Annotated in this window: 16 protein-coding genes; 11 read left to right on the top strand and 5 right to left on the bottom strand. The window is 30.1% G+C overall.

Annotated features, from left to right (window positions below; all coding sequences use genetic code 11):
- Positions 1–9 precede the first annotated feature (9 nt).
- On the top strand, positions 10–1,287 hold the full coding sequence (locus K8354_RS01170; protein WP_223444772.1) for a lipopolysaccharide biosynthesis protein: 1,278 nt from the start codon (positions 10–12) through the stop codon (positions 1,285–1,287).
- Between the two features lies 1 nt (position 1,288).
- Positions 1,289–2,878 carry an asparagine synthase C-terminal domain-containing protein gene (locus K8354_RS01165; RefSeq protein ID WP_223444771.1) on the top strand — a complete coding sequence of 530 codons (1,590 nt, stop codon included), beginning with the start codon at positions 1,289–1,291 and terminating at the stop codon, positions 2,876–2,878.
- Here the strand turns inward: K8354_RS01165 and K8354_RS01160 are convergent.
- The 3 genes from K8354_RS01160 to radC form a co-directional block, all read right to left on the bottom strand.
- On the bottom strand, positions 2,875–3,783 hold the full coding sequence (locus K8354_RS01160) for a hypothetical protein (RefSeq protein WP_223444770.1): 909 nt from the start codon (positions 3,781–3,783) through the stop codon (positions 2,875–2,877). The two genes, K8354_RS01165 and K8354_RS01160, sit on opposite strands and share 4 nt — an antisense overlap.
- A 1-nt stretch (position 3,784) precedes the next feature.
- Complete coding sequence (locus K8354_RS01155) at positions 3,785–5,089, bottom strand: polysaccharide deacetylase family protein (RefSeq protein WP_223444769.1); 1,305 nt, start codon at positions 5,087–5,089, stop codon at positions 3,785–3,787.
- Positions 5,090–5,170: 81 nt separating this feature from the next.
- Positions 5,171–5,857, bottom strand: coding sequence for a RadC family protein (radC, locus tag K8354_RS01150; protein WP_223444768.1), 687 nt, complete (start codon positions 5,855–5,857; stop codon positions 5,171–5,173).
- A gap of 112 nt (positions 5,858–5,969) precedes the next feature.
- On the opposite strand from radC, the gene trkA reads away from it, so the two are divergent.
- The 7 genes from trkA (at position 5,970) to K8354_RS01115 (ending at position 16,231) form a co-directional block, all read left to right on the top strand.
- A complete protein-coding gene (trkA, locus tag K8354_RS01145; protein ID WP_223444767.1) occupies positions 5,970–7,316 on the top strand; it encodes a Trk system potassium transporter TrkA in 1,347 nt (448 codons plus the stop codon).
- 1 nt (position 7,317) lies between these two features.
- Positions 7,318–8,817, top strand: coding sequence for a TrkH family potassium uptake protein (locus K8354_RS01140; RefSeq protein WP_223444766.1), 1,500 nt, complete (start codon positions 7,318–7,320; stop codon positions 8,815–8,817).
- A 188-nt stretch (positions 8,818–9,005) separates the two neighbouring features.
- The gene (locus K8354_RS01135; RefSeq protein ID WP_223444765.1) at positions 9,006–12,416 is read left to right on the top strand and encodes a T9SS type A sorting domain-containing protein; all 3,411 of its coding nucleotides are present in this window, start codon (positions 9,006–9,008) and stop codon (positions 12,414–12,416) included.
- A gap of 25 nt (positions 12,417–12,441) precedes the next feature.
- Positions 12,442–12,615, top strand: coding sequence for a hypothetical protein (locus K8354_RS01130; RefSeq protein ID WP_223444764.1), 174 nt, complete (start codon positions 12,442–12,444; stop codon positions 12,613–12,615).
- Positions 12,616–12,690: 75 nt separating this feature from the next.
- On the top strand, positions 12,691–13,827 hold the full coding sequence (locus tag K8354_RS01125) for a phosphoenolpyruvate carboxykinase (ATP) (RefSeq protein WP_223444763.1): 1,137 nt from the start codon (positions 12,691–12,693) through the stop codon (positions 13,825–13,827).
- The gene (locus K8354_RS01120) at positions 13,814–14,929 is read left to right on the top strand and encodes a nucleotidyltransferase domain-containing protein (RefSeq protein ID WP_223444762.1); all 1,116 of its coding nucleotides are present in this window, start codon (positions 13,814–13,816) and stop codon (positions 14,927–14,929) included. The genes K8354_RS01125 and K8354_RS01120 overlap by 14 nt, the downstream gene beginning before the upstream one ends.
- Before the next feature lie 189 nt (positions 14,930–15,118).
- A complete protein-coding gene (locus K8354_RS01115; RefSeq protein ID WP_223444761.1) occupies positions 15,119–16,231 on the top strand; it encodes a nucleotidyltransferase domain-containing protein in 1,113 nt (370 codons plus the stop codon).
- Here K8354_RS01115 and K8354_RS01110 read toward each other — a convergent pair.
- Positions 16,215–17,567, bottom strand: coding sequence for a UDP-N-acetylmuramate--L-alanine ligase (locus tag K8354_RS01110; protein WP_223444759.1), 1,353 nt, complete (start codon positions 17,565–17,567; stop codon positions 16,215–16,217). The genes K8354_RS01115 and K8354_RS01110 overlap by 17 nt on opposite strands.
- Positions 17,568–17,739: 172 nt before the next feature.
- Between K8354_RS01110 and K8354_RS01105 the strand changes: the two genes are divergently transcribed.
- A complete protein-coding gene (locus tag K8354_RS01105) occupies positions 17,740–24,333 on the top strand; it encodes an alpha-2-macroglobulin family protein (RefSeq protein WP_223444757.1) in 6,594 nt (2,197 codons plus the stop codon).
- Between the two features lie 90 nt (positions 24,334–24,423).
- Complete coding sequence (locus K8354_RS01100) at positions 24,424–24,906, top strand: hypothetical protein (protein WP_223444754.1); 483 nt, start codon at positions 24,424–24,426, stop codon at positions 24,904–24,906.
- 120 nt (positions 24,907–25,026) lie between these two features.
- Here K8354_RS01100 and K8354_RS01095 read toward each other — a convergent pair whose 3' ends face one another.
- Positions 25,027–25,542, bottom strand: coding sequence for a DUF4136 domain-containing protein (locus K8354_RS01095; RefSeq protein ID WP_223444751.1), 516 nt, complete (start codon positions 25,540–25,542; stop codon positions 25,027–25,029).
- Positions 25,543–25,591: the final 49 nt, after the last annotated feature.

Raw genomic sequence — 25,591 nt, 5'->3', positions numbered from 1 at the left:
GCGAGTAATATGCAACTATTTTCTTTTTTAAAAAAAGAGTTTGTTAAAAATGTATTCACATTAATTACAGGTTCTGCTTTAAGCCAAGTAGTTATTTATGCTTCTATTTTAATACTTACACGATTATTTTCTCCAGAATTTTTTGGCATTTATATGCTGTTTTCTTCAGCTACTTTAGTACTTAAACCAATAGCAACTTTGCAATATGAATTTGCAATTGTTTTACCAAAAAAAGATGCTGATGCCATTAACTTACTCATTTTTTCGGTTTTCGTTTTGTGCTTTTATTGTTTTCTGTTGTTGGTAATTATCTTCTATTTTAAAGAAGTTATCTATAATTTCTTTCATATCAAAGAGCTCTCTAATTTTATATATTTATTACCTATAAGCGTCTTTCTATTCGGAGGAGTTTCAATTTTAGAGTATTGGAATAATAGAAAAAACAAGTTTAAAAATATTAGCAAAGGCTTATTTGTTAAATCGTCTATCATGAGCTCGTCTCAAATTGCCATTGGCTTTAGTTCTTTCAATTCTTTAGGGTTAATTCCTGGTATGCTTTTAGGAAACTTAGCGCAGGTAATCTTTTTAATAAAAACTTCTTTTCAATCTATAGCTGCTTTGGCATCAGAAATCTCTCTTAAAAAAATGCTCATTTTAGCCAAAAAATATAAAGATATTCCTGTTTTTAATACCCTTATTAATGTAACAAATAACCTTTCTAATGAATTACCCATCCTTTTAATTACTAAATATTTTGGCTTGGCCAATTCCGGAATTTACGGTCTTGCTATAAAATTTACAAGAGCTCCTGTTGGCATTATTCAGAATTCTGTAGGACAAGTATTTTTTAATAAGGCTAGTAAAATTTATAACGATGATGGCAACTTACATACTTTAGTGGTACAAACTGCAAAACATTTACTAGGAATTGGTATCCTTATTTTTATTCCATTAGTTGTAATTTCTTTTTATTTAGACATGCTATTTGGTGAAAATTGGACAAATGTTGGTTTTTATGCAAGAATTTTAATTCCTTGGTTGTTTTTTGCTTTTTTAAGCAACCCGATTAGCTCTTTAATTATGATTTTAAATAAACAAAAAACCATGGTTGTCTATGATGCGTTTTTATTAATTTTTAGATTTCTTGCACTATTTATTGGGTACTATTTTTATAAAAATATCGTAATTTCATTACTGCTTTTTTCTGGAGTTGGCATGTTATTTAATATCCTTATTTTTATCTATCTTTTTAAAACATCTAAAGAAAATAAAATTGCATATCGCTAAAATGAATATTTCTTTACAACATAACAAAGGTTTTCATTGGTTTAAAAGTGATGCTCTTTTTTTTAAAGGATATTTTTATATTGATGATCATTTTTATGAAAAAGAAAATGCTTTAAACCACCTATCAACCATCAAAAAAAGTAAAGATTTTAAAAAGCTTTTAAGTAGCATTAATGGTGTTTTTACCATTATTATTTCTCTAGAAGATAAGTTTTATATTGCATCAGATATTACGAGATCTTTCCCTATTTTTTATACTTTTCAAAATAAAAAATTACATGTAAGTGATGCTATTATTGATTTAAAAAATAAATTCAAAATCAATGATTTTGATTCTCTTTCAGAAATTGAATTTAAATCTTCACATCATACACATGGTAAAAAAACATTGTTAAAAAATGTGTTTCAAGTGCAAGCTGGGAGCTATTTAATTGTAAAAAATAACACTGTTATAGAAAATGAATTTTTCTTTTCTTATGCCATTCAAAAAGAAAGTTCAGACTCTTATTCCCTATTAAAAAATAAGGTAGTTATTGCTTTTGAAAACTCATTTAAACGACTTATAAATTCCTTAGAGAATAGAACTGCTGTCGTGCCTTTAAGTGGTGGTTATGATTCAAGATTAATTGCTGTTATGCTTAAAAAGCATAACTATAAGAATGTTGTTTGTTATACCTATGGTCATAAAAACAGCTTTGAAATTGAAAACTCAAAGAAAACTGCCCAAGCACTAGGTTTTAAATGGTTTTTTATTGAATATACACCTTTATTAATTGAGGGATATCTAAAAACAGATGAATTTAAAAAGTATGCGCATTTTGCCGGAAAATTATCTTCGATGCCCTATTTGCAAGAATATTTTGCCGTTAAATATTTATCTGAAGCGAACTTAATTTCTAAAGATGCCATTTTTATCCCGGGCTTCGCAGGCGATTTATTAGGAGGTAGTCAATTTTTAAAAGTGATTCCAGAAAACTTAAAGACGGATGAAATTGTAAATTTGATTGTTGCCACAAAATTTTCACATCATACGTTATCGACTGTCCAAAAGAAAAGAATTGCTAAGGAAGTGCTGATCAACTTAAAAAAACTTGATGCTAATTACTCAAATAAAATAGCATCTTCTGTTTTTGAAAACTACGATTTAACTGAAAAAATTGCAAAATATATCTTTAATTCAGCTAATTTTTATACTTTTTTTGGATATGAGCATCGATTTCCTTTTTGGGATACAGCGTTGTTAACCTTTTTTAAAGCAGTTCCTGTAAAATATAAAATCATGAAAACACTATTTGATGAAGTTTTGATTGATGAATATTTTAAACCTTACCAAGTTTCTTTTGGAAAAGAAATTCAAGCCACTGAAAAAGGAATTCAATCACAAAAAATAAAAGATTCTATAAAATCTTTTTTACCAACTTTTATAAAACAAAGAATTTTAGAAAAAAGTGATTGGAATAATTACAAAGCAATTACCCAGCAAATGCTTGATGAATTGCGTTTAAAAAAGCTTCCCTTTCAAAGAAAATCTAAGGATTATAATGAAATTATTGCACAATGGTATGTGTATTTCTCTAAAAACAAACTTTAACGCTTTAACAATTTTACTAAAAAAGGTAAATTATTGTATGTAATCTGTTGATAGTTTTGAGTTTGAGCGCCAAAACTTAAAAAATAATTAGCGATAGATTTCATAGAGGAGCCACCAAAATTAAATACATGATAATTTTTCTGAAACTTAAAAATAGCACGATCAATTAAGAATGTATTTTCACCATTTTTTCTGTGATTAAAATCGGTAGATGAAACTAAAATAGTAACTACACTTTTATGTTTTAAAAAAAAACCAGAAGCCACCAATTTATTTTCTTTGTTGTACACTGAAAGCACCTCTCCTACTCCTTTTTCAACACAAATTTGCATCAAATTTCTTAAAATATCATAATCCTTATTCACAATATTGGGAGTTCTTAAACCAACATTCTCTTTAAATAATGAAATTAATTTTTCAGCATTATCATTCCATTTCTCAATTAAAAATGCATTTTCAGCTTTTCGTAGGTCTTTTCTTCTATCTTTTCTAAATCCTTTAAAAACTGTTTCGTAGCCTTCTTTCATTGATAGACTTTGCATTTGTTTAGCGACCAAAAAATGAATTGACTCTTGTGCACTATAATCCGTATTTAATCTTGTTTCAACAGCTTTAAAATTATCAAAAAGCACGTTGAAAAAAGCATTTATATCAACAGTTTCATCCGAAGAAAAAACCCCTAATTCTAGCAACCAAAAAGGAGGATACACGTATTTTATTCCAAATTTTTTACGCCAAGGAATTGGCATAACGGCTTTATAATCCCCTAAAACTAAAACGTCCCAATGATCTGCAACGATATCTAAATACCAAGAAAAAGCAAATATTCTGCTTTGTACGGCTTTATCGATACAAGAATTATATTTTTTTTCCTCTAAATCGTTCCGTTTAATATATTGAATCATTTTAAGAAGTCGCAATTTTTAACATCGATTCATACAAACGTTTCCAACCTTTCCAGCGCAAATAATCGCTTAAACTTTCGTTATGAAACAATGTGATAAAAGTTCCGTTGACAGCTTTTACCTCATTTTTTAAATCTCTTATTCTACCTAAAGATTGTTTCGGAGTTAACTGCATATAATCATTTAAAGTAGTGTCCATTAAGGCAAAAGGAAATATTTTTAAAGGTGTTTGAATTTCGAAATCTAAATCATAAAAATAAAAAGGCGTACAAGTGCTTGCCCTAAAACCAACATTGCTTGCATAGCCCATAGAGTAATCTTCCTCTATTTCTAAATCTATTAAATTTTGATAGGTATCAGGTAAACTAAACCTTAAGTAATGTTGTCTAGATCGTTGCACAGGCATATTTGTAATACTTTCTAAACGTTCTTTTTCTTTCTTTAGAAGTAGTGCATTTTTCATTGAAAAATAAGAAGGGTGTAACCCAACTCGAGCATAATCTACCATTTCTTTAATCAGCAATCGATATTTTCTTTTGGAAGCAGAAACATTGGTATCAAAACTAGTATAATCTCCTATTAAAAAGAAAAAAATCGTTTTAACATCATGTTCTTTTTTAAGTCTTAAAATTTTCTGAAAAGTATCAAAAGGATCGTTTTTAATATTTAAAGTTACTGCTAAACGATTCCAAATTTCAATGATTTTAAAACGAATTAGGTCATTAAAAAATCCGCCAAGCGTTCTAATTAAACTTTTGTATTTATAGGCAAAAGCATTATCTATATCTATGGTAGAAATATAATTATAAGATCTTGTTTTATAATCGTAGTCTGGAAACTTCTCTTTTATTAGTTTTAAAAATTTATAAGCCCAAATATCTACAACCGGTTTTTCTAAAAACCCTTTTCTAAACGCCAAACTTTGTTCTGCTGTATATCTACCATGAGCATCTTTTACATGCGGTAAATATTCTTCATACCGTGTAATTAAGTAAAAACTTGCTGCAAAAATATCAAAAGGAATTGCCGATTTTAGATTGGTTGCAAAAAAGCAGGGAACTTCTTCCCATTTATTTAATGTAATTTCTAAATCATTTAGGCCTTGCTCAAATAATAAATCGTGACTTTTAATAAAAAACTCACCGCCTAAAGCTGTTTTTGTATAAGACACTTTAGGGCCATTATGCGCAACAAACTCCTCTATTTTCGATGTAAAACTTACAGGAATTAACAAAGTTCTCGTAAGTATATGTTTAAATATATACCGAACTCTTGGTGTAATTTTAGGCGTATAAACTAAGATCATTTTTCTGTTATCGCAATTTTTCTATTTAATTTTAAAGAGCGGCATGAAGTGCATTATATGTTGACAATTATAAAACAACAATTATAGGATACCTTCATCCGCAAAGCTAAAGTAAGACTTTTGAGTTACTATTAAATGATCTAACAATTTAATATCTAAAGTTACGCCTGCCTGTTTTATTTTTTGTGTAATTTGTTTATCCGCATTACTTGGTTCTAATTTTCCTGAAGGATGATTATGACAAACTATAACCCCAACAGAAGTTAACTCTAAAGCCCTCTTAAACAACAACCTAACATCAACAATAGTAGCTGTTAACCCTCCTTTACTAATTTGTGTTTTGGCTAAGACTTTGTTAGAATTATTTAAAAAAAGCACCCAAAATTCTTCATGTTCAATATCGCCAATAATGGGTTGCATCAAATGAAACACATTTTTACTACTGGTTATCTTTGGTTTTTCTAGCGCAATTTCTAATTGCCTTCTTTTGCCTAGTTCTAATGCCGTAATAATACCAATCGCTTTTGCTTCTCCGATGCCTTTAAATTCAATTAATTTTTCTATTGATAATTTTGCCAGACTATTAATATTGCCTTCTACAGATTTTAAAATTCTTTTAGATAAACCCACGGCACTTTCTTCTCTATTGCCAGAACCAATAAGAATGGCTATCAATTCTGCATCAGATAATGCTTGTTTTCCTTTTGCTACGAGTTTTTCTCTAGGTCTATCATCTAAAGCCCAAGATTTAATAGTCAATTTTTCCATAAATCAATTTTTATAAAAGTACAAAAATCAGTCAAAAAGATTGAAAAAACAGTTTTATTTATTTTACTTCAGTAAGTCTTTATATCTTTGTTCCTTATTTCTATTCTAAAATATGAAAATTATAATTGCTGGCGCAGGAGATGTCGGTTTTCATTTGGCAAAACTACTTTCTTACGAATCTCAAGACACTTATATTATTGACTTTGATGGTCAAAAATTAGAATACCTTAATAATCACTTAGATGTAATTACTAAAAAAGGTGATGCAACTTCCATAAAATTATTAAAAGAAATAGGAATTAGTTCTGCAGACTTATTAATAGCAGTTACAGACAGCCAGAACACTAATTTTACAATTTCTGTTATTGGTAAGGCTTTAGGAGCAAAAAAAACCATCGCTAGAATAGACAATCCTGAATTTTTAAACGACTGCGAAGTAGATTTTAAAAAATTTGGAGTCGATTTTATGATTTCTCCTCAAGAATTAGCAGCCAATGAAATAAAAATGCTATTAAATCAATCTTCATTTAACGATACTGTAGCATTTGAAAGTGGCTTATTTAATGTGATGGGAACCACACTTACATTCAAATCACCTTTGGTGGATTTAACAGTAAAAGAAGCCAAAAAGAAATTCCCGAATATAGATTATACAACGATTGCAATTAAAAGAGAAAATATTTCTCAAACAATTATTCCTAGGGGTAATACCACCTATAAATTAGATGATCAAGTTTATTTTTCCGTACCCAAATATAGTATGAAAGACTTGTATCCGATTATCGGAAAAGAGCAATTTAATATTAAAAATGTGATGATTCTTGGCGGAAGTAGTGTTGGGCAAAAAACGGCAAGACACCTTTGCGAAGACAACTTTAAAGTAAAATTAATAGAAAAAGACAAAGAGAAAGCAGAAATGCTTGCTGAAACGCTCTGCGACACATTGGTAATCAATGGTGATGGAACAAATCTAGAACTTTTAGAAGAAGAAAATATTCGAGAAACGGATGCTTTTATTGCGGTAACAGGTAATTCTGAAACCAATATTATGTCTTGTTTAGTGGCAAAATCTAAGGGTGTTAAAAAGACGATTGCTTTGGTAGAGAATATGGATTATATTGATATTTCTCAGACCATCGGAATACAATCTTTAATCAACAAAAAACTTATTGCTGCCAGTAATATTTTTAAACATATTAGACAAGGTGAAATTTTAGAACTTGCCAATCTTCATAATATTGACGCTGAAGTTTTTGAATTTGAAGTACAACCTAATGCAAAAGTTACAAAGAAACCAATTAAAGAATTACGCTTTCCTAGAGAAGCCGTTTTTGGCGGTATCATTAGAGCCGGTAAACCCTTAATGTCCTTTGGAAATATGCAAATTCAAAGCGGCGATAAAGTAATTGTATTCTGTTTACCAGAAGCCATCTCTGCTGTAGAGAGTTTATTTAAATAAAATGGGCGCCGTCAATTTAAAAATAATTTATCGCTTTTTAGGCATCACAGCCATCTTAAACGGTTGCTTTATGTTTATTGCCTTTCCTTTTAGTTTTTTTAATGATGAACCAGAGGCTTCGGGTATTTTAAATGCTGGGGTTATTACTACTTTTATTGGTCTTTTACTTTTTTTCTTTAACAAACCCATCAATACGAGTATTCAGAAAAAAGAAGGATATTTAATTGTTACTTTAGGTTGGTTAACACTATCTATTACAGGTATGTTACCTTATTTATTATCTGGTGCAATACCTAATATTACGAATGCTTTTTTTGAAACTATTTCTGGATATTCTACAACGGGTTCCTCTATTCTATCGGATATTGAATCGATGCCAAAAGGAATTCTTTTTTGGAGAAGTGCCACCCATTGGATTGGTGGGATGGGAATTATCGTTTTAACCATCGCTATTTTACCTTTATTAGGAATTGGTGGTATGCAACTTTTTATGGCCGAGGCTCCAGGCCCGTCAGCAGATAAATTGCATCCTAGAATTACGGATACTGCCAAACGCCTCTATTTAATTTATGTTACCTTAACATTAGCTCAGTTTTTATTATTAAAGGTAGCTGGCATGACTTGGTTTGACGCTATAAATCATGCAATGGCAACAATGAGTACCGGTGGATTTTCTACAAAAAACAACAGTGTTGCTTTTTATAATAATTTACCATTTGTACAATATATCATCATATTTTTTATGTTGGTGGCTGGTACAAATTTTGTACTCACCTATTTTGCCTTAAAAGGAAAAGTTAAAAAAGTTTTTGAAAGTGAAGAGTTCAAATATTATTTTTTCGGAATTATAGGTATTTCAGCCATCATCACGATGATTATTTATTTCTTTCAAGACCCAAACTTACAAACCACCATTGCACATCCAAAAGTTTTTGGTGAAGCAGAAAGTGCCATAAGGCATTCTTTGTTTATGGTAACATCTGTAGTTACTACCACAGGTTTTGTTACTGCAGATTTTACAATGTGGAGCTTTTTTGCTACGGGTATTTTCTTTGCACTTTTTTTTACAGGGGGCTCCGCAGGTTCTACCAGTGGTGGTGTAAAAGTTGTGAGGCATATTATAATGTTAAAAAATAGTTTTTTAGAATTTAAAAAAGCCTTACACCCAAATGCTATAATTCCTGTTCGTTATGATGGTAAATCGGTAAACCAGACCATTGTTTTTAACATCCTTTCTTTCTTTATTATTTATATGCTTATTTTTATCATCGCATCTGTTATCTTAACTTTATTTGGTTTAGATTTTTTATCTGCCATAGGAGCAGCAGCCTCTTCTTTAGGTAATATTGGCCCTGGAATTGGTTCTGTTAGTCCGGTAGACAATTTTGCTCACCTTTCTTCTGCTGCAAAATGGTTCTGTTCTTTCTTAATGCTAATTGGTAGATTAGAGTTATTTACCGTTTTAATTCTTTTTACACCTTTCTTTTGGCGCAAAAATTAAGATCCTCTTAATAAATCTTCCCTTTAAGAAATTTTATTTTTTCATTTTAAAAAAAATAATACTATTATTTACGAAAAACATAAAAATAGTACGGATACATTATAAAAGTGACAAATTTTCGCTAAATGAGGATTCCCGTAATCTTTTTATTTGTGTATACATTAATTTGTAGCACAAAATAAAAAAACGTGAAACAGAAAAACTTTTTTAAAATTGCTATTATTTTATTTTTAGTAATAATTGCAAACAATTCTTTTGGACAAACAACTTTATATTCTCAAGGTTTCGAAACGGATTTAAATGGCTATAACCACATACCTAGTCAAACTCCCGCAACGAATCCTGGAAAACAATATTTTTACAGAGCAGAACCTAGTGATCCCAGTATTTATGAAATTAGGAGTGATGGTCCCTATACCAACATCACTGATTCTTGGTTTTTTGTTGGCTCAAATCCTAAAACAATTTCTACTGTAGGCATCTTATCAACAGGCCCGATTCATGTTACTGGATATGAAAACTTTAAATTATCGATAGATTTTGGCGCTGTTCCAAATGATTGGGATGCTAATGATAACTTAAGTGTGGAGTATTCTTGGAACAATACGGATTGGTCTATGCTCTATAATTTTAAAGCAACAGACACCAATTTTCCATTAAACTTAGTTAACAATGCAATTGGAGAGAATAACACCAATAACGGGGTTGTTTTAACCTATGCGCTACAAACTATTACAAGTAATAATTTTGTAGGTACAGGAAACTCAATGTACATAAGAGTTGTTTGCGATTCCGGCGCGAATTATGAAGCTTTTGGTTTAGATAATATAATCCTAACAGGTACAGCAATTTCTTCAGACCCAACCCTAAATTTCGAAACTGAAACTAGTTCTTTTAATGAAACAGATATAGATGTTATTACATCAGGAATTCCTGTTTCTCTAATGAACTACATGACAAGCGTTACCATTACACCAACAGTGAATGCTTTAAGTACAGCAGACCCTGCAGACTATACAATTAATTTAACACCTTTAACTTTTACGGCAAATGAAACCTTAATGATTCCTTTAACCATAAAGGATGATACCGATTTTCTGAATGAAACTATTATCATCGATTATACAGTAACTAGCGGAACTGCTAATTTAGGCATTCATCAACATACGGTTACTATTATCGATAATGAAATACCACCTTCAATAGGTTTTAATGACACTAATAGTTCAGAAACAGAGACAAATATCACTTTTACAAGCACGAACATTCCGATCTCTGTAAATAATTATTTTGGTGAAAGAATAGATATAAATGTAGCGATTACAGGAGGCACGGCAGAAGTTAGCGATTATACATTTACATCACCAACAGCCTTATCTTTTTTTGCTGATGAAACACAAAATATTACCGTAGATATTCATGATGATGCAGACACAGATTCTGAAACTCTTATTTTAACCATTACAGAAACTAGCTCGGTTACTGGTTTGGTTATTCAGCAAGCTACACACACTTTAACCATTGTAGATGATGAAGCCTCAGAAGGTGCATTATTTAATGCCGACTTTTCTTATGATAACGATGGTTTTGCAGATCATTCAACTAGCGCACCACCAATAGCTGGATCTGTAAAGGTAGGACCATTTGGTGTATCGCCGAATACATGGTTTTTGTCTTACAACACACCACCCTCTACAGATAGCACTTTAAATACTTTTAAAATTGTTTCAGGTAAATTGGAAACAACTGATTGGGGTGGTGAAGGGATTTTTGAAAGTCAGGATATCGATGTTACTAGTATCTCAACCCTAGATATAGCTGCATTCGCAGTTACGCTTTCTGATGCGGTACAAAATGGTAGCACTGAATTCTTCAAATATTATTATATTTTGGATGATGGTCCTCCTGTAGAAACAGCGATTGTTCTATCTGGAGATACGGATGGAACTCCTGTAAATTATGCTATCACTAATTTAGATGTTTCCTCGGCAACTAGCTTAGTTGTTGGCTTTTCGTTTAATTGTAATGGTGCTAATGATGGCTATGCTATTTCTTCTTTTACCGTAACTGAAACTAGTTCTTTACCAACTACTATTACTTGGGATGGTAGTGATAGCCCTGATTGGGCAACTGCTGCGAACTGGGACACAGGCACAGTGCCTACAGCGTTTGATAATGTTGTAATTCCTGATGTTGCTACTGCACCAATTATTAGTTCTACCACTGGAGCTGTAACGAATAATTTAACAATTACAGAACCAGAAAGCCTAAACATTACTGCAGGAGGTTCTTTAATTGTAACTGGAAATTCGATAGGAGAAGTTACGTACAACATTGCTGTTTCTAATCAATGGCATTTAGTTTCTTCTCCTGTTGCTGGAGAAACCTATGACGATAATTGGGCAGACAATAATAATATTGTAAGCGGATCTGGATCAAATAGAGGAATATCTACTTATCAAAATGGAACACCAAATGAAACTACAGGTCCTTGGGTCTATATGCAAGATGGAGAAACAAGCACTTTTAGTTCTGGCATAGGGTATTCCTTAAAAAGGACGAGCTCTGGAACTTACTCTTTTACTGGCACATATCCTGATGGCAAAGTAAATCCTGTAATTTCAAGAAATGTAAACAACTGGAATTTGATTGGAAACCCTTACCCTTCCTATATAGATATTGCTGCATTTATAAGTGAAAACACCTCAACTCATGATAATTTGGCAGATGCCTTTTCAGCTATTTATGTTTGGGATCCTGATTCCGGAACAACGGGTGCTTATGCCGATTTAATAACAGGGTATATTCATCCAGGACAAGCATTCTTTGTAAACGCTAAAGTTAATGGTATCGCTTCAATTACGGAAGCTATGCAAAGTCATCAGACTGCTATTTTTTACAAGAACGCTAATACTTCTATAGATTTATTCATTTCTAATGGCTCCAGCACTAAAAAAACAAAAATTAATTATTTAGATGACAAAACGAAAGGTTTAGATGCTGGTTTTGATATCGGAATGTTTAATGGAGTTTCCTCAAATACAACAATCTATACCCATTTAATAGAAAATAACCAAGGAATTGCATTTGCAAGACAAGCATTACCCAATGAAGATTTAGAATCTTTAGTAGTTCCCATCGGAGTAAAAGCTTATAAAAATACTGAAATTACATTTTCTGCCGAAGCTTTAAATTTACCAACTGGTATTAAAATACTTTTAGAAGATAGAGAACTGCATACTTTTACCATACTAGATGAAGCTACTAGTACTTATAAACTTACCCTAGCAGAATCTTTAAATGGAATTGGAAGGTTTTATTTACATACAAAAGCTAACAACACATTAAATATAACCGATACCAATTCAGAGGACATTAGTATGTACAAAACTAATAATTCTAACTTAAGAATTATCGGTCTTACTCCAGGAACCTCAAATATTAAATTATTTAACATGCTCGGAAAAGAGTTAATGAATCTAGACTTTATCTCAAAACGAGTGCAAGATATTTCTTTACCAAATTTAGAAACTGGAATCTATATTATACAAATCGAGACAGCTTCAGGCAAACTAAATAAAAAAATCACTTCAGACTAATTACGATAATTAAAACTAGAAGAGCATGAAAAATACGAAAGAAAAAAAACAAGAAAAAATTACTCGTAAAGAGGCGATTAAAAAAATAGGAGATTACGGTAAATATTCAACTTTAACCGCTCTTGGAACTTACATGTTCTTAGTTCCTTATCAAACTCAAATAACAAGTATGCTTGAAGAACCAGGTATAGGATTTTAAAATTACAATAAAACACTTAAAATTTTTCATCCGTTTTATCTTTTTATAAATTGAAAATAACTACTTTTATTATTTATGAAAAATAAATTATCATTACATAAAACTATCGAAAACAAAACGATTGTTTGGTTTGAAAAGAACAATAAATATGCGGTACTCGAAAATACTACAGCAGATATTTTAAAACAACTTCAAGAAAAAAAATCAGTTAAGGAAATTGCAGCAGTCGTATCACAAGAATTAAATGTCCCTATAGAAAAAACCACAGACTTAATTTTAGAACTAGAAAAAAAATTTTTCACTGAAAAACACTCTAAACATTCTGATTTAGAAAATGATTTTAGAGATCTTAAAAGACCAACATCTTTTGAGTACATAAAATTTTATAAAATAAATAATATTGTTTTTAAAGTTTCCTATTTTACGGAAAAAGAACTTGCTTATGTACATCCCAAATTTAATCATTTAACAACGGATGCTGTTATCAAGCATCAAAATGAATTTGAAGTTTTTATACAACATCATCATATTTTTCTTTTTGTAGATAACGCCATGATAGGATCTTGGAATAGCAATGAAATTCATTATTTTCAAGGAAAATTTTCTATGGAACTGATTCAGAAAATACATCAGAAAAAAGAGAATGATTGGTTGGGTGTTTTTCATGCATCTGCCATAAGCAATGGTGAAAAATCAATCTTATTTTTAGGGGATTCTGGTAATGGAAAAAGTACGTCTCTAGCACTTTTACAAGCAAATGGTTTTACTTGTTTGGCAGACGATTTTGTTCCGGTTGATGCAGAAAAGCAAGAAGTGTATAGCTTTCCTGCCGCTATATCGATCAAAAAAAATAGTTTAGAAACCTTATTACCTATATATCCTGAATTAGAAACGTCAGCCGAATATAACTTTAAACGATTGCATAAAATCGTAAGATACTTAAAACCTAATAATACCAATTTTTTTTCGCATTTGCCCTGTGAAAATTTAGTTTTTATCAAATATCAAAAAGATGCTGTGCTCAACTTTCAAAAAATCTCTAAAATTGATGCTTTTCATAAATTAATTCCAGATTCCTGGTTATCGCCTAAAAAAGAAAATGCACAGAACTTTCTTGACTGGTTTTCAGTATTAAATTGTCATCAATTAACGTATTCTAACAATGACGAAATGATAGCATCGGTACAAAAAATATTTAATGATAACATATAAAGAAACCTTATTTTTTATCGGAAAATGTTTGACCATAAATCATGAAAAACATAATAGAATTTTAGTTGAAAAAGATTTAAAAGCAGGTCATATTGATTGGGATACTGTCGTAAAAATTAGTACTAGTCATTATGTTTTTCCTGCTTTGTATTGCAACTTAAAAAAAGCTAATTTTCTTGATTATTTGCCGCAAGATTTAATCGATTATATGAAATATATAACCGATTTAAATCGGGAAAGAAATCAGCAGATCATGATAGAAGCCAAAGAAATTAATACCTTACTATTGGCTAATAATATTACGCCCATTTTCTTAAAAGGAACAGGGAATTTGCTAGAAGGTCTTTATGAAGATATCGGTGAAAGAATGGTTAACGATATTGATTTTATTGTTTCAAAAGATGAATTTAGAAAGGCTATAGAAATTATTCAGAATATTGGATATTACACAAGTATTAAAACTAATTATGTCCATCCAGGATTTAAGCACTATCCTGGAATGCTACATGAAAATTGTATAGCTGCTATAGAAATTCATAAAGAACTTTTATCCGAAAAATACGCGCAGGAATTTAATTATAGTACCATAATCAAAGACACTCAAATCATTAACAATATAAATGTATTAAGTTTTAGAAATCAATTGGCATTAACTGTTTTTGCAAATCAAATTAATGACCACGGATTTTACTACAAAAACATAGCGTTAAGAAATGCTTATGATGCATTTTTACTATCCAAGAAAACAAAGGCAAAAGAAATTTTACCTAAATTTAATACATTAAAAGAACCTTTAAATTGCTTTTTAGCAATTTGTTATGAGACTTTTAATCAACCTGTTTCTTTATTATATGATACCAATGAAAATACAACATCTTATCTTAAAGACTTCAACAAAATAATTACTAATGATGCTTTTAGGAAAAAACATACTAAAAGAACAGCAAAAAAAATAACCCTAAATCATAGTTTAAGAATGATTTATAAATTTATTTTTAATGAAGAACATAGAACTTATTTTCTAAAAGCTATTCAAGATAAAAAATGGTTGAAAAGAAAAATGGTAGAATCTGGCTTCATAAATCCGAAACCTAACATTTAACTGTTTTATAATTTTTAATAAACAAAATGCATGAAATAAATTTGTTCAGAATATTTACTAAAAAAGGGAATTATAAAAATTAGTCGAATTTAATTTTTAATCAATGTAGTATGTTTAAATTGATTTAAAAACTTAAATTGTTCTCAATAAGCTTTTCAGATACTCAAAAAATCATTAAAATATTTAATCATGACGTATAAAGAAACCTTATTTTTTATCGGAAAATGTTTGACCATAAATCATGAAAAACATAATAGAATTATAGTTGAAAAGGATTTAAAAGCAGGGCATATTGATTGGGATACTGTTGTAAAAGTAAGTACTAGTCATTTTATTTTTCCTACTCTGTATTGCAACTTAAAAAAAGCCGATTTTCTTGATTATTTGCCGCAAGATTTAGTCGATTACATGAAACGTATAACCGATTTAAATCGGCATAGAAATCAGCAGATCATATCGGAAGCCAAAGAAATTAACACCTTACTATTGGCTCATAATAGTACGCCCATTTTCTTAAAAGGAACAGGGAATTTACTCGAAGGACTGTATGAAGATATTGGAGAAAGAATGGTGGGAGATATTGATTTTATTGTTTCTAAAAATGAATATGAAAAGGCTATAAAAATTATTCAGAATAATGGGTATTTCACAAATTATAAAACTGATTATGTCCATCCACAATTCAAGCACTACCCCAGAATGCGACACAAAAATTATTTATCGGCTATAGAAATTCATAAAGAACTTTTAATAGAAAAATATGCGGATGAATTTAATTATAATTCTATTAAAAAAGACTACCAAACGATAAATGGAATATCTTTTTTAAGCTTTAAAAATCAACTTTGCTTGTCTGTGTTTGCATCTCAAATTAATGACCATGGTTTTCTGTATAAAAATATCTCATTACGAAATGCTTATGATGTTTTTTTATTATCTAAAAAAACAACCACAAAAAACGCTTTTGACGATTTTAAAAAATTAAAAAAACCTTTAAATTGCTTTTTAGCTTCTTGCCACATTCTTTTTAACGAACCAAAATCAATAGAGTTTAATGATAATCTGGAAACTAAAAAATATCTTGAAATATTTAATATGTTTTTAGAAAATAATTCTTTGAGAATACAACATCAAAAAAAAATAAAAAGAAGATTGCGTACAAAAGGTATACTAAATCTTATCTTTAAATATATTTTTAACCCAGAACATAGAACTTGGTTCTTTACAAGAATTTCAGACAAAGATTTTTATATAAAAAAACTCATTCAATTAGGCTTAAAAAAACCTACACCAAACGCTTAACCTCTTCAAAATCTAAACCGCCATAATTACCTGAGCTCATTAAAACAACCGCTGCATTCTCCATATTTTCATTAAATAAAAAGTCTTTAAATTCCTCCGGATTTGTAAAAATAATTAAATCATCTCTTTCAAAAGCATTTGCTATTTGTTGCGCTGAAACTTCTTCTAATTGTTTAATTTTTACGGCTTGTGGTGAGTAAAACACAACAGCTTTGTCAGCAAAATCTAGCGCTCCTTTATATTCTGCTAAAAATTCAGCATTTAAACTAGAATAGGTATGTAGTTCTAAACAAGCTAGCACTGTTCTATCTGAATATTGCTCTTTTACCGCTTTTGTAGTTGCAGAAACCTTACTAGGACTGTGGGCAAAATCTTTAAAAATAACGGTTGAATTATTTTCAACAATTTTCTCTAAACGTTTACTGGCGCCACTAAAACTAGCAATAGCCTCATAAAAATCATCTTCATCAACTCCCATATGTTGACAAATCCATTTTGCGCCCGCTAAATTTTGAAGATTGTGTTTCCCAAAAATTTCTAATGGTAAATTACCCTCAGCAGTCTCCAAATAGGTAATTCCGTTGTCTATAAAATAATTTGGAGTTTTATATGGGTATTTTTTTATATGATTTTCCGATGACTCAACCACATCTTTTACATACTCATCCTCAACATTATAAACCATACTTCCTCCATTAACCATAGAATCTGTAAAGATTTTAAACTGTTCTTTATAGTTTTCAAAAGTCGGAAAAACATTAATATGATCCCAAGCAATACCACTTAACAATGCTATATTAGGTTTATACAAATGAAATTTAGGACGCATATCAATAGGAGAACTTAAATACTCATCACCTTCTAAAACAATAAAATCATTTTCTCCCGTTAAATGCACCATTGTTTCAAAACCATCTAACTGCGCACCTACCATATAATCCACTTCTTTTTCATGATAATTCAGCACATGTAAAATCATAGAGGTAATCGTCGTTTTTCCATGAGAACCTCCGATAACAACACGAGTTTTATTTTTAGATTGCTCATATAAAAACTCTGGATATGAATAAATCTTTAAACCTAATTCCTGTGCTTTTAACAATTCTAAATTGTCTTTCTTTGCATGCATGCCAAGAATAATCACATCTAAATTTGATGCTATTTTCTCCGGAAACCATCCAAATTCTTTTGGTAATAATCCATATTTTTCTAGTCTCGATTTGGACGGATTATGAATGGTATCATCACTTCCAGAAACTTGGTATCCTTTTTGGTGTAAAGCAATTGCTAAATTGTGCATTGCACTTCCTCCAATGGCAATAAAATGTATAGTCATCAACAAAAAATTTAAAAAAGTAAAAATACAAAAGGTTCTTATATTTTAGGAAACATTTAAAGTTAAACTCATTCAAAAGCTGTTCTTACTCTTAAAATGGTCTTACAAACTAAATATGAATTGTATTTTTATAGGAATTAAATAATTTCTGATTGATTTAAAGTTAAATATTATGAAAAAAAAATCACTAGTAACCTGTTTAATTATCCTCTTTTCTTTGAGTACAAAAGCTCAGAATAATTTTGATAATCTTTGGACCCAACTAGAAAAATTGGAAGTAGAGAATTTACCAAAATCTGCCTTAAAGATTGCAGACGATATTTATGAAAAAGCGTCAAAAGAACATAACTCTCCGCAAATTATAAAAGCACTATTTTATAAAAGTAAATTTTCTTTAACCCTTGAAGAAGATGCACAATTAAAAGTAATACATAGTTTTAAGGAACAGATTTCTAAAAGTGATTTCCCTACAAAAAACGTGCTTCAAAATATTTTAGCGAATTTGTATTGGCAATATTTTAATGAAAATAGATACAAATTTTACAATCGTACAAAAACGTCCCAAAAAGTTGATTCAAAAGATTTTAGAACTTGGGATTTAGAAACACTTTTTAATGAAATTCATCATCTATTTAAAGCTTCATTAGAAAATGCTGATAAACTTCAAAAAATAAAAATTTCAGCTTTTGCTGATATTTTACAAATCAGTAAAGACGCAAGAATTTATAGACCCACTTTGTTTGATTTTTTAGCCCATAATGCGTTGCATTTTTATCAATCTTCAGAAACTTCGATTACGAGTCCGGCTTACAAATTTAATATTGATGATGCTTCTTTCTTGGGTGATGTTAAAACATTTTCTAACTTACAAATAACATCAAAAGATAGTTTGTCTTTGCAATTAAATACGTTAAAAACGTATCAAAAACTGATTGCTTTTCATTTAAAGGAAAACAATAAAAATGCACTTGCAGCAATTGATATTCAAAGATTAAATTTCGTACATCAACATGCAACTTTTGATAATTCTGATTCAATTTTATTTGAACGTCTCATTGCATCCAAGGAACAATTTACAAATCATGAAGCAAGCGGACTATATGCTTTTGAGATTGCTGAAATTTATAAGGAACAATCTAAAAACCAAGAAGCACTTGTTATTTGTGATGAAGTAATTAAAGAATTTCCAACTAGTTTTGGCGCAAAAAAATGCGCCATTTTAAAAGGTCAAATTAAGCAAAAAGCACTGTCTATAAAAGCAGAAGAATTTATTCCAATTGATAAAAATTCTAGATTATTAGTTACTTATAAGAATGTAGCAAAATTATTTTTTACTGCATATCATATCAATCAAAAACAAAAAGAAGCGCTTTCTAAACTTTACAAATTTGAAGATAAAAAAGCTTTTATCTACCAACTAAAGACAGCAAAAAATTGGAAGCATCAATTAAGAAATGAGCATGATTATTTACAACATTCAACAGAAGTAATTGTTCCAAAATTTAAAACCGGAATGTATTTAATTTTAGCTTCAACCACTAAAGATTTACAAGATAATTCTATTTACGGAACAACCTCCATACAAGTGACTAACTTAACATTAATTGAAAATAATTTTGATGGAAAATATAATTATCAAGTTGTTGACAGAAATACAGGAAAGCCAATAAACAAGGCATCCGTGCATCTAAAAAATAAAGTTTTTAAAAACCTCAATTACATCCATAAAAAACTCACAACGAACAAATTTGGTTTTTCTTCTTTTAAGAGTAATGAAATCTATAGAAACGTACATATATCGGTGACCACTAAAAATGATTTTGCATCTTTTGGCAACCATTATTTATATGAATCTGATAAAAAATTGTACAATAAAGATGATAACGTCCTTATAAAACCATTCATTTTCACAGACAGAAGCATTTATAGGCCAGGACAAACTGTTTACTTTAAAGCGATTGTCATCAAAAAACAAGGTGCTACATCGCAAGTTTTGAAACACGAATATGTAGAAATATCTTTAAATGATGTTAATAATCAAGTGATAAAAACCTTAGAGTTAAAATTAAATGAATTTGGCTCTGTTGCTGGCACATTTATAATTCCTAATAATGGTTTAACAGGAAAGTTTTCTATTACAGTTAAAGAAAGTGTTGAACATGATAGCAAATTTTATGATAATTATAATTTTGACTACAATAATTGGACAACCATTTCTGTGGAAGAATATAAAAGACCCAAATTTTCGACGGAATTTAAACCTATAACAGAAAGTTTTAAAATTAATGATTCTGTTGCTATACACGGTTTTGCAAAAGCATTTTCGGGCGCAAATATTACAGATGCAAAAGTGGTGTATCGGGTGCATAGAAAAGTACAATATCCCGATTGGTATTATTGGTATCGACCAAACCTTAATTCTAGCTCGCAAGAAATAACGAATGGAGAAACGATTACAAATGCTCAAGGTGAATTTGAAATTATCTTTAAAGCATTTCCTGATGAAAGTGTTTCGAAAGAAAATTTACCCATTTTTAAGTATGAAATTACCGCAAATGTTACAGACATTAACGGAGAAACTCACAGCGTGACCGCAAGAGTAAAAGTTGGTTATCATTCTTTATTGGCGACCATTTCTATGGATGATAAAATTGATAAAAATAAAAAAGAACATCTTCTAAACATTGACACAAAAAACTTGAACGGCGAGTTTGTTGCTACAAAAGGAACTATCAAAATTTATAAATTAAAAGGTCCTACAAACCCACTTAGACAAAGACCTTGGCCTGCGCCCGATTACCAAGATATTTCAGAAAACACTTTTCGAACCTTATTTCCACATGATCCTTATACAAATACTGAAAGTGATGAAAAAAATTGGAAGAAAGGCATCCTTGTTTTTAATAAAAATTTTGACACATCAACATCCAAAGAACTTATTTTAAAAAATATTGAAAGCTGGATTTCAGGGAAATATATTGTTGTTTTAGAAAGCAAAGACAAATTCAATCAAGTAGTAAAAGACGAAAAAAGAATTACACTCTTCTCCTTAAAAGATAAAGAAGTTGTAGATCGTAAACTATTCACCATCAATACCAATAAAAAGGTTTACACCATTGGTGATGAAGTTGAAATACAAATTGGTTCTGCGTCAAAAAACATGACGGTTGTTATTCAAATTGAGAAAAATCATACAATTATTGACACACAACTCATCAAACTAAACAACAATATAAAGAAAATTAAAATCCCTGTAAACAAAGAAGATCTTGGCGGATTTGCCATAAAATACCACTTTGTAAATTATAATCATTTTCATAGCGGAAACCTATTGATCCATGTTCCCGAAAAACAAGAATCTATAGAAATTATGACCAATATTTTTAGAGATAAACTACAACCAGGCCAAGATGAAACTTGGAGTTTCACCATTAAAGATGATAAAAATGATGCAGTCGCAGCAGAAATTTTAGCATCGATGTATGATGCTTCTTTAGACGAATTTAAAACACATAATTGGCAATTTAATCCGATTACACCAAAAAAGCCATATTATTCTTACGCTGTAAGTAACGCGAACAAAAGTTTTAAAAACACTAATTTTAATATCAAAAATAATCAAAAAAGGTATTATGGGTTTCCTTCAATTGGCAATGATTCTTATCATTGGTTTGGTTTTAGTCTAAATAATAATCGTTGGATAAATCAACAATATCTAAAAGAAATCAAAAGAAAAATAAATAGTTCTAGAAGCGATTTTGACGGAACAATAACAGGAGTTTTAGAGGACGAATCTGGACCATTACCAGGAGTTTCAATTCTTATTAAAGGAACAAATTTTGGCACAGAAACAGATTTTGATGGCAATTATTCCATCAAAATTAAAAAAGGTGATGTATTAGTTTTTAGATATCTCGGATATAAATCTGAAGAAAGAACAATTAGCAATCAAACTTATCTAGACATCAAATTAGAAGAAAATACCAGTACTTTAGACGAAATTGCAGTTATGGGCTATGGTATAAATCGAGAAAAGAAAGTTGTAGGATATGCTTTACAGTCTTTTGAAGAACAAGCCGAAGGAGTTCAAATTATGAATGATAGTGGTAGTCCTAGCACAGCCTCAAATATCAGAATTAAAGGAGTATTAAGTATTTTAGGAAATGGGAAACCTTTATACATTGTTGATGGTGTTTCTGTTGATAAATTTAATTTAAGTGAAAATGAAATTGCACAAATCTCTGTGTTAAAAAATACTGAAGCGACTGCTATCTATGGCGCAAAGGGTGCAAACGGAGTTATCATCATCACTACAAAAGCTGGTCAAATAAAATTAGACAAGGCATTATCACAAATAAAAGCACGTAAAGACTTTAAAGAAACTGCCTTTTTTTATCCGCAGTTAACAACTGATAAAAACGGAAAAGTTAGTTTTTCCTTCACGATGCCAGAAGCTTTAACAAGATGGAAATTGCAAGTATTAGCGCATACAAAAACCTTAAAATCTGCCACCAAAACTTTACAAACAGTTACTCAAAAAGAATTCATGGTGGTACCCAATGCACCAAGGTTTTTAAGAGAAAAAGACACCATTACCTTGAGTGCTAAAATTACCAACTTAACAAATAATCAATTAAATGGTGTTGCAAAATTAATTTTAACAGATGCTATTTCTAGAACAGAGATAAACATTGAACTAAAGAACACCAAGCCCAACAAGAATTTTTCTGTTGATAAAGATGGCAATACAAACGTTTCTTGGAAGATATCAATTCCAGAAAATATACAAACCGTACAGTATAAAATTGTGGCAAAAGCTGGTGATTTTTCTGATGGCGAGCAAAATGTGTTGCCTGTTTTAACAAACAAAATGTTGGTTACAGAAACATTACCGATATGGATTCGCTCGAATCAAACCAAAACTTTTACGCTAAATAAATTAAAGAATAATGCTTCTTCGAGCTTAAAAAATCACAAATTGACTTTAGAAATGACGTCAAACCCTGTCTGGGTTGCGATACAATCTTTGCCCTATTTAATGGAATATCCATATGAATGCGCAGAACAAACGTTCTCTAGATATTATGCAAACACATTGGCGAGTTTTATGGCGAATTCAAATCCAAAAATTAAAGAAGTTTTTGATGCTTGGAAATCTTCTGATGCATTATTGTCTAATTTAGAAAAGAATGAAGCGTTAAAATCATTAATTATTCAAGAAACTCCTTGGTTAAGAGATGCGCAATCAGAAACCGAACAAAAAAAGAGAATTGCCCTATTATTCGATTTAACAAGAATGAGCAATGAACAAGAAAAAGCCCTCCATAAATTGGAAAGTATTCAAATGAATTCTGGCGTGTTTCCTTGGTTTAAAGGCGGCAAATATCCAAGTAATTTTATCACGCAACATATGGTAACGGGTTTTGGACATTTAGCAAAATTAGGCGTTGCGGAGTTTGATTCATCCACAAAAAAAATGATTGAAAAAGCGGTGCGGTTTTTGGATATTGAACTCTTAGAAAACTATGAAAAATTATTAAAAAGAGCCTCAAAAAATCGACAAAATTCTAAAACGAAAAAGAAAGCAGAAAAAGCTTATCAAGAGTTTTTATCAAAAAACAATTTGAGCTATTTTATTATTCAGTATTTATATATGCGCAGTTTTTACACCGATATATCTTTGGATGAAAAAATGAAAACTGCTATTGATTATTATCAAAATCAAACTATAAACTATTGGAATGAATATAATTTATATGCAAAAGGACAAATTGCTTTATCACTTTTTAGAAATGATAAAAAAACAAGTGCCCATAAAATTTTAAAATCATTAAAAGAAAACTCAATTACTTCTGATGAATTAGGCATGTATTGGAAAACCAACACCGCTGGTTACTACTATTATCAGGCACCCGTGGAAACGCAAGCTTTAATGATTGAAACTTTTTCTGAAGTTTTAGATGCCAATATTCATCAAGACAAGCAAAAAACTATTGACAATCTTAAAGTTTGGTTATTAAAAAACAAGCAGACGAATCAATGGAAAACAACAAAAGCAACTACAGAGGCTGTATATGCTTTACTCTTAAATGGCAGTGAATTGATTTCTATGACAGAAATGGTCAATATTAAAGTTGGTGATCAAAAAATAAATCCCTCAGCAATGAAAGATGTAAAAGTTGAAGCTGGCTCCGGTTATTTTAAAACTTCTTGGAATGCTCAAGAAATAACACCCAAAATGGCAGTAATTACTATCAACAAAAAAGAAAGCGGAATTGCTTGGGGAGGTTTGTACTGGCAATATTTTGAAGATTTAGACAAAATAACATCCGCAGAAACTCCCTTAAAATTGCATAAAAAATTGTTCTTAAAAGTAAATTCTGATACTGGTAAAGAGTTGCAAGAAATCAACCAAAATACTATATTAAAAATTGGTGATATTATTACGGTACGGATTGAATTACGCTCTGATAGAACCATGGAATTCATTCACATGAAAGACATGAGAGCCTCTGGATTAGAACCAATTAATGTGATATCTAAATACAAATGGCAAGATAATTTAGGCTATTATGAAACCACAAAAGATGCTGCTACAAACTTCTTTTTTGACAGAATACCGAAAGGAGTTTATGTTTTTGAATATGATGTTCGCATAAATAATGCAGGTAATTTTAGCAACGGAATTACAACAATACAAAGTATGTATGCGCCAGAATTTAGCAGTCATTCAAAAGGAGAAAGAATTACAATTTTAGATCAGTAAATTTTAACAAAAAAATTACCTCTAATTTAACTCATAACAACTTTTTTTAGCTGTAAATTTACCTTAATATTTTAACCAAAATATATAATTATGAAAAAAGTAGTATTCTTATTTAGTTTAGTAATTGGTGCTTTTACAGTAAATGCACAAGATATTTCTAAAAACGCTATTGGTTTACGTTTGGGTGATAATGATGGTTTTGGAGGAGAAATTTCCTATCAAAGAGCTTTAGGCAATAACAATAGATTAGAAATAGATTTAGGTTTAAGAGACAATAAACATTACGATGGTTTCAAAGCAACAGCAATTTATCAATGGGTTTGGAATATTGAAGGTGGCTTTAACTGGTATGCTGGTGTTGGTGGTGGTTTAGGAAACTACAGTGGTAAACATAATGATGATGATAATTATTCTGAAACTTTTATTTTTGCAGCTGGTGATATTGGAATAGAATACAATTTTCCAGAAGTTCCAATTTTACTTTCTTTAGACTTAAGGCCTGAATTCGGTTTTGGAAACAATTTTAATGATTATGCAAGTGATATAGCTTTTAGCATCAGATATCAATTTTAGAAAACCAAATTTTAACGCATAAAAAAACCCTCTACATTATTTTTTGTAGAGGATTTTTTATACCAATGAACAAAAAAACAATTCAATTTATCTATTCAACATAACAAAATTAAATTAGTGTTATTTGGGTGGATATTTCTCTAAAATTTTAGAAATTATTGCTTTAAAATGCAGTTCTTTTTCTTCTGGCTTTCTTTTCTCCTTAATTTTAGAATTTAAAATGGCTTCCCAAAAAAGAATATTATTTTGTGCATTTACAAACTCAATTGTAAATTCTTCATTTAACTTTTTACCCCCGATAGGGATTCCTCCTGAAACACCAAAACCACCATTTATTCCTCCATTTCCTATTCCAATTCCGATAGTATTATTATTTTGAGCTTCTGATATATTTGATTTTATATTGATAAAAAAATCAGGGTTATCTGATGGTAAAAAACCTAATTGTTGTAATTCAGCATTCATGACAGTAATGACCCTTTTTACATCAAATTCATTCAAACCTTTTCCTACATCTTCATAAAATGCGTAGGATTTAAAGTTAGAAAAATCAATTTCAGCGTCATAATCTATCATCACTTTAGAGGATGAACAGCTCACTAATAAAAACAAAAAAAGAAAGCTAACTTTTTTCATATCAATATATGTACGTATTTTACGAAATATTTTAAGCAAAATTAACTGT

Origin of the sequence: Polaribacter litorisediminis, assembly GCF_019968605.1 — a bacterium.
Taxonomy (GTDB): domain Bacteria; phylum Bacteroidota; class Bacteroidia; order Flavobacteriales; family Flavobacteriaceae; genus Polaribacter; species Polaribacter litorisediminis.
Note: the sequence above shows the minus strand (reverse complement) of the source record. Positions and strands in the feature narration are given on the sequence as shown.